The 15,671-nt window shown below is 43.4% G+C and carries 12 protein-coding genes; 10 read left to right on the top strand and 2 right to left on the bottom strand.

Annotated features, from left to right (window positions below):
• Window positions 1–25: 25 nt before the first annotated feature.
• The 8 genes from MK405_RS05920 (at window position 26) to MK405_RS05885 (ending at window position 10,687) form a co-directional block, all read left to right on the top strand.
• Complete coding sequence (locus tag MK405_RS05920; protein ID WP_268704557.1) at window positions 26–2,437, top strand: flavocytochrome c; 2,412 nt, start codon at window positions 26–28, stop codon at window positions 2,435–2,437.
• 287 nt (window positions 2,438–2,724) lie between these two features.
• Window positions 2,725–3,723 (top strand): Holliday junction branch migration DNA helicase RuvB, encoded by a 999-nt coding sequence (ruvB, locus tag MK405_RS05915; protein WP_326845812.1) that lies wholly within the window; start codon window positions 2,725–2,727, stop codon window positions 3,721–3,723.
• Entirely contained in the window at window positions 3,704–4,288 is a 585-nt protein-coding gene (locus MK405_RS05910; RefSeq protein ID WP_268704556.1) for a nucleotidyltransferase family protein, read from the top strand. The genes ruvB and MK405_RS05910 overlap by 20 nt, the downstream gene beginning before the upstream one ends.
• Window positions 4,289–4,497: 209 nt before the next feature.
• Window positions 4,498–5,256, top strand: coding sequence for an isoprenyl transferase (locus tag MK405_RS05905; protein WP_033605846.1), 759 nt, complete (start codon window positions 4,498–4,500; stop codon window positions 5,254–5,256).
• An 8-nt stretch (window positions 5,257–5,264) separates the two neighbouring features.
• Entirely contained in the window at window positions 5,265–6,068 is an 804-nt protein-coding gene (locus MK405_RS05900; RefSeq protein WP_268704555.1) for a phosphatidate cytidylyltransferase, read from the top strand.
• Window positions 6,069–6,083: 15 nt separating this feature from the next.
• Window positions 6,084–7,340 carry an RIP metalloprotease RseP gene (gene rseP, locus MK405_RS05895; protein WP_268704554.1) on the top strand — a complete coding sequence of 419 codons (1,257 nt, stop codon included), beginning with the start codon at window positions 6,084–6,086 and terminating at the stop codon, window positions 7,338–7,340.
• Between the two features lie 16 nt (window positions 7,341–7,356).
• The gene (locus tag MK405_RS05890) at window positions 7,357–9,210 is read left to right on the top strand and encodes a proline--tRNA ligase (RefSeq protein ID WP_268704553.1); all 1,854 of its coding nucleotides are present in this window, start codon (window positions 7,357–7,359) and stop codon (window positions 9,208–9,210) included.
• Between the two features lie 97 nt (window positions 9,211–9,307).
• Window positions 9,308–10,687, top strand: coding sequence for a glycoside hydrolase family 1 protein (locus MK405_RS05885; RefSeq protein ID WP_213988553.1), 1,380 nt, complete (start codon window positions 9,308–9,310; stop codon window positions 10,685–10,687).
• 38 nt (window positions 10,688–10,725) lie between these two features.
• Here MK405_RS05885 and MK405_RS05880 read toward each other — a convergent pair whose 3' ends face one another.
• A complete protein-coding gene (locus tag MK405_RS05880; RefSeq protein WP_049478856.1) occupies window positions 10,726–11,139 on the bottom strand; it encodes an EamA family transporter in 414 nt (137 codons plus the stop codon).
• Between the two features lie 214 nt (window positions 11,140–11,353).
• Here MK405_RS05880 and glmS point away from each other — a divergent pair, with 214 nt between their 5' ends.
• Together glmS and MK405_RS05870 are read left to right on the top strand one after the other, a co-directional pair.
• Window positions 11,354–13,162, top strand: coding sequence for a glutamine--fructose-6-phosphate transaminase (isomerizing) (gene glmS, locus MK405_RS05875; RefSeq protein ID WP_268704552.1), 1,809 nt, complete (start codon window positions 11,354–11,356; stop codon window positions 13,160–13,162).
• Between the two features lie 110 nt (window positions 13,163–13,272).
• On the top strand, window positions 13,273–14,325 hold the full coding sequence (locus tag MK405_RS05870; protein ID WP_268704551.1) for an LLM class flavin-dependent oxidoreductase: 1,053 nt from the start codon (window positions 13,273–13,275) through the stop codon (window positions 14,323–14,325).
• 229 nt (window positions 14,326–14,554) lie between these two features.
• Here the strand turns inward: MK405_RS05870 and MK405_RS05865 are convergent, their stop codons facing one another.
• Window positions 14,555–15,412: a 5'-nucleotidase, lipoprotein e(P4) family gene (locus MK405_RS05865; RefSeq protein WP_084945082.1), complete on the bottom strand. Its 858-nt coding sequence runs from the start codon at window positions 15,410–15,412 to the stop codon at window positions 14,555–14,557.
• Window positions 15,413–15,671: the final 259 nt, after the last annotated feature.

The following is a 15,671-nucleotide window of genomic DNA, read 5'->3' as shown; positions in this document are numbered from 1 at the left end:
GTATTTCAAGAAAGGAGAACAATCCATGAAATTAGTAGCTATTGTTGGGACTAATGCAAAAAAATCCTATAATCGCAACCTCTTGCAATTTATGAAAAGACATTTTGCTCAGAAAGCGGATATTGAGATTCTAGAAATAACAGATGTTCCAATGTTCAATGAAACAGATGATCAAACAGATACACCTATTATTCAGAAGTTTAATCAAGCTATTTCAGAAGCTGATGGTGTCATTATTTCGACACCCGAGCACAATCATACGATTCCATCAAGTTTGAATAGCTTGCTCGAGTGGTTGTCTTTTAACATTCATCCACTAGACGGAAAGCCGACAATGATTGTAGGAGCTTCCTACGATATTCAAGGTTCTTCACGTGCCCAACTTCATCTTCGCCAGATTTTGGATGCTCCTGGGGTAAATGCAACAGTTATGCCAGGTAGTGAGTTTTTACTTGGTCGAGCTCATCGAGCATTTGATGATAATGGAGATTTGATTGAGGAGCGAACCGTTGATTTCCTAGATAGTTGTTTTTATCGCTTCCTTCGCTTTGTATCTGTTGCAAACCAACTAAACCTTCCTGAAGAAGTCCGCTTTGAACCGGGGACTTACCATGTTACAACTGAAGGCCATAATGGTAAATTGCCGATGGATGTAACGGTTTCTGAGGACCGTATTGAAAAAATTGAAATCGATTCTTCTGGAGAATCTTCAGGAATCGCAGATGTCGTCTTTACCCGTATTCCAGCAGAAATCATTGAGGGACAAACCTTAAATGTTGATGCGGTGTCAGGAGCTTCTGTTACTTCAAATGGTGTTTTAGATGGAGTTGCGCGTGCAGTCAAACAAGCCGGTGCAAATCCGGATGTTTTACGCAAGCGTTCAAAAGCGCCATCTGCCCTAGATAAAGAAGATAAAACCTATCAGGCAGACGTTGTCATCGTCGGAGGCGGAGGAGCTGGATTAGCTGCAGCCGCTGCAGTCTTACAAGCCGGTAAGAAGCCAATTGTTGTTGAGAAATTTCCTGCAATTGGAGGAAATACTGTTCGTGCAGGTGGTCCAATGAATGCACCAGATCCAGCATGGCAAGGGACCTTCGCAGCTCATCCAGGTGAGGCACATACGCTTCAAGAATTGATTGCGACAGATGAATCAACGATTGATCCAGAATATCTAGAGGACTTTAGAGCCTTGAAAGTTGAGGTTGAGCAGTATTTGCAGGACCCGAGCTATTTGTTCGATTCTACCTTGCTCTATCGTATCCAAACCTATATAGGTGGGAAACGAAAAGATTTACAAGGGAATGAAATTCATGGCCAATACGATTTGGTTTCTGTTTTAACCGAACGGGCCCTGGAGTCTGTTCGTTGGTTGGAAGACATCGGCGTTGAATTTGTTCGTAGTGAAGTGACAATGCCAGTTGGAGCCCTTTGGCGTCGTGGCCATAAGCCGGTTCAACCAATGGGGTATGCCTTTATATCCGTCCTACAAAAATATGTTCTAGAACATGGTGGCAAGATTTTGACAGATTCTCCAGTTAAAGAATTGCTTGTAAAAGACGGGGCTGTCAAGGGTGTCAGAGCAGAAGGTCGAAACGGTCAAACTATCATTGTCAATGCAGATGCTGTTGTTCTGGCTTCTGGAGGATTTGGTGCCAATACAAAGATGCTACAAAAATACAATACCTACTGGACTGAAATCGCAGATGATATTGCTACATCTAATACACCAGCTGTAACAGGAGATGGTATTCTTTTAGGCCAAAGTGTAGGTGCAGATCTAGTGGGTATGGGCTTTAGTCAAATGATGCCAGTATCTGATCCAGTGACAGGAGCCCTCTTCTCAGGACTTCAAGTTCCTCCAGCAAACTTCATCATGGTAAATACTGAAGGGAAGCGATTTGTAGATGAGTACGGTAGCCGAGATAAGCTATCTCAAGCAGCGATTGATAATGGAGGCTTGTTCTACTTGATTGCGGATGACCGCATCAAGGCAACAGCCTACAATACTAGCCAAGAAAAAATCGATGCCCAAGTCAAAGCAGGCACTCTCTACCGTGCAGATACGATAGAAGAGTTGGCGGTTCAGATTGGTATGGCCCCACAAGTTCTAGTGGAAACGATTAAGAATTACAATTCCTATGTAGATGCAGGTTTTGATCCCGAATTTAATAAAGGTGGTTTTGATCTCAAGTGTGAGGTTGCACCGTTCTACGCAACACCAAGAAAACCTGCTGTTCACCATACAATGGGTGGGCTCAAGATTGATACTTCAACACACGTTTTGAATGCAAAAGGTCAGATTATCCCTGGTTTATATGCTGCTGGTGAAGTCGCAGGTGGACTCCATGCAGGTAACCGTCTAGGAGGAAATTCACTTACGGATATCTTTACTTTTGGACGTATTGCAGGTCAAACAGCTGTTAAAGAAAATTGTTAGTGATTGATTTAAAAATTAAGGGAAATTTAAGTCTCCTTGTGTATTATGTAATCATTAAATAAAGACCTCCTAATACTCTTCGAAAATCTCACCATACTTCGTTAGAGTCGACTTAGCTAACCATAGTTATGCTTGCGTCTATCTGCCTAGTCTGATTTCGATTTTCATTGAGTACCCTTTATTTAATGAAATCCTAAACTTTTCTTTTTCATAATAATCTCCCTAAAGAAGTCACCCAATCAGGTGGCTTTTTTGTTTGTAGGCTGGATTTTTGCTATAATAGGAGCATGAGTAGAATTTTAGATTATGAAATCATGGGTGATGAGGAGTTGGTAGAACGTACCCTACGTCCCCAATATTTACGTGAATATATTGGGCAGGATAAGGTCAAGGACCAGCTCCAAATCTTTATCGAAGCCGCCAAAATGCGGGATGAAGCACTGGATCATGTACTCTTATTTGGGCCTCCAGGTTTGGGGAAAACGACCATGGCCTTTGTTATTGCCAACGAACTGGGAGTCAATCTCAAGCAGACCTCTGGGCCTGTCATTGAAAAAGCGGGTGACTTGGTAGCGATTTTGAATGATTTGGAACCTGGAGACGTCCTCTTTATTGACGAGATTCATCGCCTGCCCATGTCGGTGGAAGAGGTACTTTATAGTGCCATGGAGGACTTTTACATCGACATCATGATTGGGGCTGGTGAAGGCAGTCGCAGTGTTCATTTGGATTTGCCACCTTTTACCTTGATTGGTGCGACGACCCGTGCTGGTATGCTTTCTAATCCTCTACGAGCGCGTTTCGGGATTACAGGTCATATGGAATACTATGCCCACGCTGACTTGACGGAAATTGTTGAGCGGACGGCTGATATTTTTGAGATGAAAATTACCCATGAGGCAGCTGCAGAGCTGGCCTTACGCAGTCGAGGAACTCCCCGTATCGCTAATCGCCTCCTTAAGCGCGTGCGCGACTTTGCCCAGATAATGGGAAATGGCTTAATCGATGATGTCATTACTGATAAGGCCTTGACCATGCTGGATGTAGACCACGAAGGCTTAGACTATGTGGACCAGAAAATCCTTCGTACCATGATTGAGATGTACGGTGGTGGTCCTGTCGGTCTAGGAACTCTTTCTGTTAATATTGCCGAGGAGCGTGAGACGGTCGAAGATATGTACGAACCTTACCTCATCCAGAAAGGTTTCATCATGCGAACTCGTTCTGGACGGGTCGCGACAGCCAAGGCTTATGAACATTTGGGGTATGAATACAGTGAAAAATGAGCAAGATATTCTAGAGGTTTTTAGAAAAAATCCAGATATGATGACCATTCTGACCATCATTCGAGACCTTGGTCTGAAAGACTCGTGGTTGGCAGCAGGTTCTGTCCGAAATTTTATCTGGAATCTCTTGTCAGACAAATCGCCTTTTGATAGTGAGACAGATGTGGACGTGATTTTCTTTGATCCAGATGTTTCTTATGAGGAAACAGTATCCCTAGAGAAAAAACTGAGAGAAGATTTTCCTCAGTATCAGTGGGAGTTGAAAAATCAGGTCTATATGCACCAGCACAGTCCCCACACTGCGCCTTACACGAGTTCTCGTGATGCTATGAGTAAATATCCCGAACGCTGTACGGCGATAGGGGTTCGCTTGCATGCCGACGCAACTTTAGAGCTCTTTGCGCCCTATGGTCTAGAGGATATTTTTAACTTTCAAGTTTCCCCAACTCCTCATTTTTTAGAGAATGAGGATCGGATGAAGCTCTATCAAGAACGCTTGTCCAAGAAAAATTGGCAAGAAAAATGGAAAAATCTGATTTTCTCAAAAAACTTAAGAAAAATTTAAGTTAGGGACGGTATACTGGGTTCATAAGTTAAGAGGAACTTAACTTAAACTCCTAAAACTTTTTCATAATAATCTCCCTATAAAATTAAGTCGCCCAATCAGGCGGCTTATTTTTTGTTACTTACAAGTAATGATAGTAACTTAGCAATAGAAGAAAATAGGGAAGTATGGTATAATAAAACGATAGATTTTTGAATAGGAATAAGATCATGTTTGGATTTTTTAAGAAAGATAAAGCTGCAGAAGTAGAGGTTCCAATACAGGTTCCTAATCATATTGGCATCATCATGGATGGGAATGGTCGCTGGGCTAAAAGACGCATGCAACCACGGGTTTTCGGACACAAGGCAGGGATGGAAGCCCTCCAAAAGGTGACTAAGGCGGCCAACAAACTGGGAGTCAAGGTCATCACAGTTTATGCCTTTTCTACGGAAAATTGGACGCGCCCAGATCAAGAGGTCAAGTTTATTATGAACTTGCCAGTCGAGTTTTATGATAACTATGTCCCTGAATTGCACGCAAATAACGTTAAAATTCAGATGATTGGTGAGACGGACCGTCTGCCTAAGCCGACTTTTGAAGCTTTGACAAAAGCAGAGGAATTGACTAAGAACAATACGGGTTTGATTCTCAATTTTGCTCTTAACTATGGTGGACGTGCTGAGATTACACAGGCTGTTAAGCTGATTTCTCAGGATGTTTTAGATGCGAAAATCAATCCGGGTGATATCACAGAGGAATTGATTGGCAACTATCTCTTCACCCAACATTTGCCTAAGGATGTGCGAGATCCGGACTTGATTATTCGTACCAGTGGAGAATTACGCTTGAGCAATTTCCTTCCATGGCAGGGGGCGTATAGTGAGCTCTATTTTACGGATACCCTGTGGCCTGATTTTGACGAGGAAGCCTTACAGGAAGCAATTCTTGCCTATAATCGTCGTCATCGCCGATTTGGAGGAGTTTAGGAGAAAATATGACCAAGGATTTACAAGAGAGAACACTGTTTGCTGGACTGGCTCTGCTTATCTTCCTTCCCGTCTTGTTTGTTGGAGGGCTCTTGTTGCAGATAGGAATTGGCTTGATAGCTATGCTGGCTGTTCATGAGCTTCTGCATATGAAGGGACTAAAGACCATGACCATTGAGGGCACCTTGACCCTCCTTGCAACCTTTGCACTCACAATCCCCTTAGAAAATTACCTAACTTTTTTGCCGGTTGATGGCAATGTAGTTGCCTACAGTGTTTTGATTACAATTATGTTAGGGACGACAGTTTTCAGTAGAAGCTATACGATTGAAGATGCTGCTTTTCCAATTGCTGTGAGTTTTTATGTTGGTTTTGGTTTCAATGCCTTACTAGATGCTCGTATAGCTGGATTTGATAAGGTTCTTCTGGCTCTCTTTATCGTTTGGGCGACAGATAGTGCAGCTTATCTGACGGGGGTGAATTTTGGTAAGCATAAGTTAGCCCCGAGGGTTTCTCCTAATAAGAGTATTGAGGGCTTTGTCGGTGGTATTCTAGGTGCGGTACTGATAACAGTGATTTTCATGTTAGTGGACAGCACAGTTGCTCTTCCTTATGGGATTTATAGAATGAGTCTCTTTGCTGCCTTCTTCAGTGTGGCAGGTCAGTTTGGTGACTTGATTGAGAGTGCCATGAAACGCCATTTCGGTATTAAGGATTCTGGAAAATTTATCCCTGGACATGGCGGTGTGTTGGATCGCTTTGACAGCATGCTAGTTGTCTTTCCAATGATGCACTTATTTGGCCTGTTTTAAAGAAAGGAAGATTGAATGATTGGATTGCTAACCTTTATCCTGGTTTTTGGGATTATAGTGGTGGTGCATGAGTTTGGACATTTTTATTTTGCCAAGAAATCAGGCATTCTAGTTCGTGAATTTGCCATTGGTATGGGTCCCAAGATTTTTTCCCATATCGGTACGGATGGCACTGCTTATACCATTCGGATCCTTCCTCTAGGAGGCTATGTTCGTATGGCAGGCTGGGGTGATGATGCAACGGAAATCAAGACAGGAACTCCAGTCAGTTTAACACTTGCCGACGATGGCAAGGTCAAACGGATCAACCTCTCAGGGAGGAAACTGGATCAAACGGCTCTTCCTATGCAGGTAACCCAGTTTGACTTTGAAGACAAGCTCTTTATCAAGGGTTTGGTTCTGGAAGAAGAAAAGATTTTTGCAGTGGATCATGATGCGACGGTTGTTGAAGAAGATGGAACCGAAGTGCGCATCGCTCCTCTGGATGTACAGTATCAAAATGCTTCTATCTGGGGCAAGCTCATCACCAACTTTGCAGGTCCTATGAATAACTTTATCTTAGGTGTTGTTGTTTTTTGGATCTTGATCTTTTTGCAGGGCGGTGTTAGAGATACTCAGACAAATCTCTTTCACGTCATGCCAGAGGGAGCTTTGGCTAAGGTGGGTGTAGCTGAGACAGCTCAAATTACTAAGGTCGGCTCGCATGAGGTTAAAAATTGGCAAGACTTAACCCAGGCTGTGGAAGCAGATACCAAGGATAAGACCGCTCCGACCTTGGATGTGACCATTTCTGAAAATGGTAGTGAAAAGCAAGTTACTGTGACGCCAGAAGAAAATCAAGGACGTTACATTCTCGGGGTTCAACCGGGAGTCAAGTCAGACTTTCTATCCATGTTTGTTGGTGGCTTTACAACCGCTGCTGACTCAGGGCTCCGTATCCTTTCGGCTCTGAAAAACTTGATTTTCCATCCAGATTTGAATAAACTCGGTGGTCCCGTTGCCATCTTTAAGGCAAGTAGCGATGCTGCTAAAAATGGAATTGAGAATATCCTCTACTTCCTAGCCATGATTTCCATCAATATCGGGATTTTTAACTTGATTCCTATCCCGGCTTTGGATGGTGGAAAGATTGTGCTCAATATCCTAGAGGCTATCCGCCGGAAACCCCTTAAACAAGAAATTGAAACCTATGTCACCATGGCTGGTGTAGTTATCATGGTTGTTTTGATGCTAGCTGTGACCTGGAATGACATTATGCGACTCTTCTTTTAGATAATCGAGGAATATTATGAAACAAAGTAAAATGCTAATCCCAACGCTTCGCGAAATGCCAAGCGATGCTCAAGTTATCAGCCACGCCCTTATGTTGCGTGCTGGTTATGTTCGTCAAGTTTCTGCCGGTGTATATTCTTACCTACCACTCGCTAACCGTGTGATTGAAAAGGCTAAGAATATCATGCGCCAAGAGTTTGATAAGATTGGTGCTGTTGAGATGTTGGCTCCTGCCCTTCTCAGTGCCGATCTTTGGCGTGAATCAGGTCGTTATGAAACCTATGGTGAAGACCTTTATAAACTGAAAAACCGTGAAAAGTCAGACTTTATCCTAGGTCCAACTCACGAAGAAACTTTTACAGCTATTGTTCGTGACTCTGTGAAATCTTACAAGCAATTGCCACTCAACCTTTACCAAATCCAACCGAAGTACCGTGATGAAAAACGTCCACGTAACGGCCTTCTCCGTACGCGTGAATTTATCATGAAAGACGGATATAGTTTCCATGCCAACTATGATAGTTTGGATGTGACTTATGACGAGTACAAGGCGGCCTACGAACGTATTTTCACTCGTAGTGGCTTGGACTTCAAGGCCATCATCGGTGACGGTGGCGCCATGGGTGGTAAGGATAGCCAAGAATTTATGGCGATTACACCAGCCCGTACAGACCTCGACCGCTGGGTTGTCTTAGACAAGTCAGTTGCCTCATTTGATGAAATTCCTGCAGAAGTGCAAGAAGAAATCAAGGCAGAATTGCTCAAATGGATGGTTTCTGGTGAAGACACCATTGCCTACTCAAGTGAGTCTAGCTATGCAGCTAACTTAGAAATGGCAACAAACGAGTACAAACCAAGCAACCGTGTCGTTGCGGAAGAAGAAGTAACTCGCGTGGGAACACCAGGTGTTAAATCCATTGATGAAGTGGCAGCCTTCCTTAACGTGCCAGAAGAGCAAATGATTAAAACTCTCTTCTACATGGCAGATGGAGAACTTGTTGCAGCCCTTATAGTTGGAAATGACCAACTCAACGAAGTCAAGTTGAAAAACCATTTGGGTGCAGATTTCTTTGATGTTGCGAGCGAAGAAGAAGTCGCAAGTGCTGTTCAAGCCGGCTTTGGTTCGCTTGGTCCAGTTGGTTTGCCAGAAAATGTCAAAATCATTGCAGACCGTAAGGTGCAAGATGTTCGCAATGCTGTTGTGGGGGCTAACGAAGATGGCTACCACTTGACGGGTGTGAACCCAGGTCGTGATTTCACTGCAGAATACGTGGATATCCGAGAAGTTCGTGAGGGTGAAATTTCACCAGACGGACAAGGCGTTCTTAACTTCGCGCGTGGTATCGAGATCGGTCATATTTTCAAACTCGGAACTCGCTACTCAGCAAGCATGGGAGCAGATGTCTTGGATGAAAATGGTCGTGCTGTGCCAATCATCATGGGTTGTTACGGTATTGGTGTTAGTCGTCTCCTCTCAGCCGTTATAGAGCAACACGCTCGCCTCTTTGTTAACAAAACGCCAAAAGGTGAATACCGTTACGCTTGGGGAGTTAACTTCCCTAAAGAATTGGCACCATTTGATGTGCACTTGATCACTGTCAATGTCAAAGATGAAGAAGCGCAAGCCTTAACAGAAAAACTGGAATCCAACTTGATGGGGGCTGGTTACGAAGTCTTGACAGATGACCGTAACGAACGTGTCGGAGTCAAATTCAGCGATAGCGACTTGATTGGTCTGCCAATCCGAATCACTGTTGGGAAAAAAGCTGCTGATGGCATCGTAGAAGTTAAGATTAAGGCAACTGGTGACACCATCGAAGTTCATGCAGACAACTTGCTTGAAACGCTTGAAATCCTCAGCAAGAAATAAAACTATAATCAGAAGAAAAACAAGGCAAAAATGTAACTAGTTTTTACCTTGTTTTTTCTATATAATGGGGAAAATGAGTAAATGAAGAGGTAAAGCTATGCTAAAATTTCCAAAGGATTTTGTCTGGGGTTCCTCCACTTCTGGACCACAGACAGAAGGACGAGTGCCAGGTGATGGTAAAGGAGATAATCTCTGGGATTATTGGTATCAGGTGGAGCCAAACCGTTATTACAATGGGATTGGACCTGACAAAACATCGACTTTCTATGAAAACTGGGAAAAGGATGTTGAGCTTTTGGTAGAGACTGGTCATACAGCCTTCCGAACTTCTATCCAGTGGTCTCGTATTTTCCCACAGGGCCGTGGAGAGGTCAATCCGAAAGGGGTGGCTTTCTACCGTCAGGTCTTTGAAGCTATTAAAGCCAAGGGGATTCGTCTCTTAGTCAATCTCTATCACTTCGATCTGCCATTTGCCCTGCAAGAAGATGGGGATGGATGGGAAAATAAGGCAACCGTCAGGGCCTATGAAGACTATGCTCGTTTTTGTTTTGAGACTTACGGTGACTTGGTAGACCAATGGATTACTTTTAACGAGCCCATCGTCCCCGTAGAATTTGGTTATTTTTATGATGCCCATTATCCTCACAAGGTAGATGCTAAGGCGGCGGTTAAGGTTGCTTATCATACGCAATTGGCTAGTAGTCTTGCGGTTAAGGCCTGTCATGAGATTTTGCCTGATTCTAAGATTGGGATTGTCCTTAACTTGACACCAGCTTACCCACGTAGCCAGCATCCCGCGGATGTCAAGGCTGCTCGCATTGCGGATCTCTTCCAAGCACAATCTTTCCTAGACCCGTCTGTCTTGGGAGCTTATCCAGAAGAGTTAGTAGAGATTTTAGCGGAGCAAGATTTGCTGCCGGATTCTACAGCTGAAGAGTTGGAGCTCATTCGCGATCATACTGTGGACTTCCTTGGGGTCAACTACTACCAACCTTTGCGTGTCATGGCGCCACGTTTTGCTAAACATCCTGATAGCCCGCTTTTGCCAGAGCATTTCTACGAACCTTACGTCATGCCGGGCCGTAAAATCAATCCTCACCGCGGTTGGGAAATCTACGAGCAGGGGATTTATGATATCGCTCAAAACATCAAGGAAAACTATGGTAATATTGAGTGGATGTTGACAGAGAATGGCATGGGTGTTGAAGGGGAAGACAAGTTCCGTGAGAATGGCATGATTCAAGACGACTATCGTATTGACTTTGTCAAAGGGCATCTTCGTGAACTTCACCGTGCCATTGAAGATGGAGCAAACTGTAAAGGATACTTAATCTGGACCTTTATTGACTGTTGGTCATGGCTCAACAGCTATAAAAATCGCTACGGTCTGGTTGAGCTTGACTTGGAAACACAGGAACGTCGCTTGAAGAAATCAGGGCACTGGTTCAAGGAACTCAGTGACCATAATGGATTTTAAGAATAAAAAGAGTGAGATAGCGTTCATCTCACTTTTTATTACAATATCATCACCAAGGTACCAATCGTAATCAGGATACAGCCAATAATTGTTTTAAACGTCAGGACATCCTGTAGGAAGAAAAAGGCTAGAACGAGGGTAAGGACGAGACTGAATTTATCGACAGCAGATACCTCAGTCGCATTGCCCATCTGTAGTGCCTTGTAGTAGCAGAGCCAGGAGGCGCCGGTGGCCAAGCCTGATAAGATGAGAAAGAGCCAACTTTTTCTACTGATGTTGACAATTTCGGTCTGACTATTGGTCAAGAAAACCATGGCCCAGGCCATAAGAATGACGACGACTGTACGAATAGCGGTTGCTAGATTGGATGGAACTCCTTCAATCCCAATCTTGGCTAAAATTGATGTTAAGGCTGCAAAGATAGCAGATAAAAGTGCGAAGAAAAACCACATGGCAAATACCTCCTCTATTCATTATAAGTAATTGATGCTGACTTGTCAGGTATCAAGTGAAATTCTGATAAAATGCCAGATAAAAAACTATACCAATTTTTCTTCTTGACAAGTGAGAAAAACAAGTATATACTGTTTTTGCTGATTCTGTAAAAGGGAAATCAGACTATACCAATTTAAGGAGAAAGCACAGCTGGTCTGTGTCGTATATACTATGTGTGGAATTGTTGGTGTTGTTGGAAACACAAATGCAACTGATATTTTGATTCAAGGGCTTGAAAAGCTCGAATACCGTGGCTATGATTCTGCGGGGATTTTTGTCCTAGGTGGTGCTGAAAATCACCTGGTTAAGGCTGTCGGTCGTATCGCAGAATTGTCTGCCAAGACAGCTGGTGTTGAGGGAACAACAGGTATCGGACATACGCGTTGGGCGACTCACGGGAAACCAACGGAAGACAATGCTCACCCACACCGCTCTGAGACAGGACGTTTTGTCTTGGTGCACAATGGAGTGATTGAAAACTACCTTGAAATCAAGGAAGAATACCTTACAGGTCACCACTTCAAGGGGCAAACCGATACGGAAATCGCTGTTCACTTGATTGGGAAATTTGCAGAAGAAGAAGGTCTCTCAGTTCTTGAAGCCTTCAAAAAAGCCCTTCACATCATCCGTGGTTCTTATGCCTTTGCCTTGATTGATTCACAAGATTCTGAAGTCATCTATGTCGCTAAGAACAAATCGCCACTTTTGATTGGTCTTGGAGAAGGCTATAACATGGTCTGCTCTGATGCTATGGCCATGATTCGTGAGACCAACCAATACATGGAAATTCATGACCAAGAGTTGGTAATCGTCAAGGCGGATAGCGTCGAAGTTCAAGACTATGATGGTAACAGTCGTGAGCGTGCTAGCTACACTGCCGAACTTGACCTGTCTGATATCGGTAAGGGAACTTACCCTTACTACATGCTCAAGGAAATTGATGAGCAACCAACGGTGATGCGTAAACTCATCCAAGCCTACACAGATGAGGCAGGTCAAGTAGTGGTTGACCCTGCTATCATTAAGGCTGTTCAAGACGCAGACCGCATCTACATCCTTGCAGCTGGAACATCTTACCATGCAGGATTTGCTTCTAAGAAGATGCTGGAAGAATTGACAGATACACCAGTTGAACTTGGAATCTCATCTGAGTGGGGCTACGGTATGCCGCTTCTCAGCAAGAAACCACTCTTTATCTTTATCAGCCAGTCTGGTGAAACAGCTGATAGCCGTCAGGTTTTGGTTAAGGCTAATGAAATGGGAATTCCAAGCTTGACAGTGACAAACGTTCCAGGCTCAACTCTTTCTCGTGAAGCCAACCATACCATGCTTCTTCACGCGGGTCCTGAAATTGCTGTGGCATCAACCAAGGCCTATACAGCGCAAATCGCAGCCCTTGCCTTCCTTGCAAAAGCAGTCGGGGAAGCAAACGGGAATGCCAAAGCGCAAGCCTTTGACCTGGTTCATGAGTTGTCAATCGTAGCTCAGTCTATCGAATCAACTCTTTCTGAAAAAGAAACCATTGATGCTAAAGTTCGTGAGCTTCTTGAAACAACACGCAACGCCTTTTACATTGGACGTGGTCAAGATTACTACGTAGCCATGGAAGCCAGTCTCAAACTCAAAGAGATTTCTTACATCCAGTGTGAAGGCTTTGCGGCAGGAGAACTCAAGCACGGAACCATTGCCTTGATTGAAGAAGGAACGCCAGTCTTGGCCCTCTTGTCAGATTCAGTCCTTGCCAACCATACTCGTGGAAATATCCAAGAGGTCGCAGCCCGTGGTGCCAAAGTTCTCACTATCGCAGAAGAAAATGTTGCTAAAGACACAGACGATATCGTTCTTACGACTGTCCACCCTTACCTCTCACCAATCTCAATGGTCGTACCAACGCAATTGGTCGCTTACTTTGCAACACTCCACCGTGGCCTTGATGTGGACAAACCACGTAACCTTGCTAAGTCAGTAACAGTAGAATAAACTAAGAAAGTCTAGTTAATCTAGGCTTTTTCTAATGAGCAAATTTATTGAAAATAAAACTAATTAGTGATAAAATACCCTAAAACTAAAAGAGATAGCGAGGAAACAGGATGGTAGAATTAGGAATTTCAACATTCGGTGAAACAACAGCTCTAGAAGTGACTGGGCAGATTTACAGTCATGATGAACGCATTCGTCAGTTGGTGGCAGAAATTGAGCTGGCTGATAAGGTTGGTTTGGATGTGTACGGGATTGGGGAGCATCATCGGGAGGACTTTGCGGTATCGGCGCCAGAGATTGTTCTTGCAGCTGGGGCAGTCAATACCAAGAAGATTCGTTTGACCAGTGCAGTCAGCATTCTCTCGAGTATGGATCCGATTCGCTTGTTCCAACAATATGCTACCATCGATGCCTTGTCAAATGGACGGGCAGAGATTATGGCAGGGCGTGGTTCATTCACCGAGTCCTTCCCACTGTTTGGCTATGACTTGAAAGACTACGAAGCCCTTTTTGATGAGAAATTAGACTTGCTCCAGTTAGTCAATGAAAAGACCAAGATAGACTGGCAAGGTCAATTGACCCAAACAATCTCTGGCAAAGAAGTTTATCCCCGTCCTGTTCAGGACAAATTGCCCTTGTGGGTGGCGACAGGTGGCCATGTCGAATCAACAGTGAAGATTGCTCAGGCTGGGTTGCCGATTGTCTATGCTATTATTGGTGGCAATCCGCGTTATTTTAAAAAGCTGATTCAAGTTTATCGTGAGATTGGAAGGGAGGCTGGTCATGCGGATAAAGACCTAAAAGTGGGGGCTCATTCTTGGGGCTGGATTGCTGAAGATGGCGATCAGGCTGTCAAAGATTATTTCCATCCGACCAAGCAAGTGGTGGACGCTATTTCCAAGGACCGTCCACACTGGCAGGAGTTGACCTATGAGCAATATTTGGAGCAAGTTGGTCCAAATGGTGCCATGTTTGTGGGAAATCCAGATCAGGTAGCAGAAAAATTGATTCGCATGATTGAGGATTTAGGCTTGGACCGTTTCATGCTCCATCTACCGCTTGGTTCTATGCCACATGACCAGGTTCTGAGAGCTATTGAACTCTTCGGCACACAAGTGGCGCCGAAAATACGTGCTTACTTTGCTATGAAAGAGGAGTTATAAAAAAATTCAATCAGTTGAGTCGATTGGTGAGGAACACCCATGGATTCAGCAACAGGTGGAAGTGGTACAAGGGGTAGAGCATACTATCTAGTAGAATATATACTGGTTTATACCAAGCACAAGATAAAATAGTAAAAAAGACGATTTCCAAGCGGAAATCGTCTTTTTTGATATTCTCACAAATACGATATCTTGTGGTTGGTGTAAACTGGTAGATAGCTCCCTTATTTTATTTATCAAAACCTTGTAAGTTTTTTTGGCGCTCTTCAGTTTGGCCCTTGGCATCCAATTTATTACCATTGTAAACAGTGCTTTCCCATGATCCGTACATTGGGTTAGGGAAAATGATGAATTTCTCACCAAACTCTTTTTGTAATTCCTCTAATTTTTGGTCGCGCTCAGTTTCAGAGGTCTTTGAAAACTCTGCAAAGTCCACAAGATTGTCTCCTAGTAGCATGACTAAGTTGGTTTTTTCTTGGACTGCTTGTCTACGACCTTCTTTAGATTTGACGCCTTTTTCTAAGAACATGAGATGATCGCGGCTTTGTACAGGAATTCCTTCATTTTCTAGGTTTTTGATCGTATCATCTACCTGATCTATCGTGCGGTCAGATACATAATAAATTTGGACACCGTTTTGGTCTGCAAATTGGAGAAAGTCTTTAGCACCTGGTACAGCCTTGGCTGCGGCTTTTTTTACCCAGACATCCCAGTTTTCTGGGGTAAATGCTGTTCCGTCCTTGACATTTTGCGCTTGATAAGGACTATTGTCTAATACGGTTTCGTCCAAGTCCAAAACGATAGAGTAGGGTTTATCTGTCTGTGTTTTTAGTAGTTCTTTCAAACGATTAGTAGCGACATTGTAACCTTGTAGATAGAGTGCCTTGGTTTCAGCTGCTTTTTGATACCAAAGAGTTGACATAGTATTTTCTCTTGAACGCAACTGATCATAGGTCATTGTAACCTGATTGTCAGATGTACTACTTTGTGTTGTCTGTGAATTTGCCGAATTTGTGCCACAGCCAGTCAGTAAAATGACGGAAGTAAGTGTAGAAGCAATTGTAATGGTAACTTTGGATATTTTCATAATCCCATCCTCCTAATAATAGTCTATTAATATTGTAGCGTTTTCATGGGATTTGTGCAAGGAAATATCGGGAGAAAATAAATTTTTCAGTAGTAATTTGGTATTAGGATAAAATTATGTACTTAATTTTGGAATGAAGATGGTTATAAAAAAATTCAATCGGCTTGATAGAAAATCTATATCAGCTTCTTTTTGGAAAATAGATGAAAATAAAGAGAATCTTTGAAAGGCTAGTAAAATAAAGCTTTTCAGGGAATTT

Source organism: Streptococcus oralis (assembly GCF_026782345.1).
GTDB lineage: Bacteria > Bacillota > Bacilli > Lactobacillales > Streptococcaceae > Streptococcus > Streptococcus oralis_CK.
This window is presented reverse-complemented; position numbering and strand designations above follow the sequence as displayed.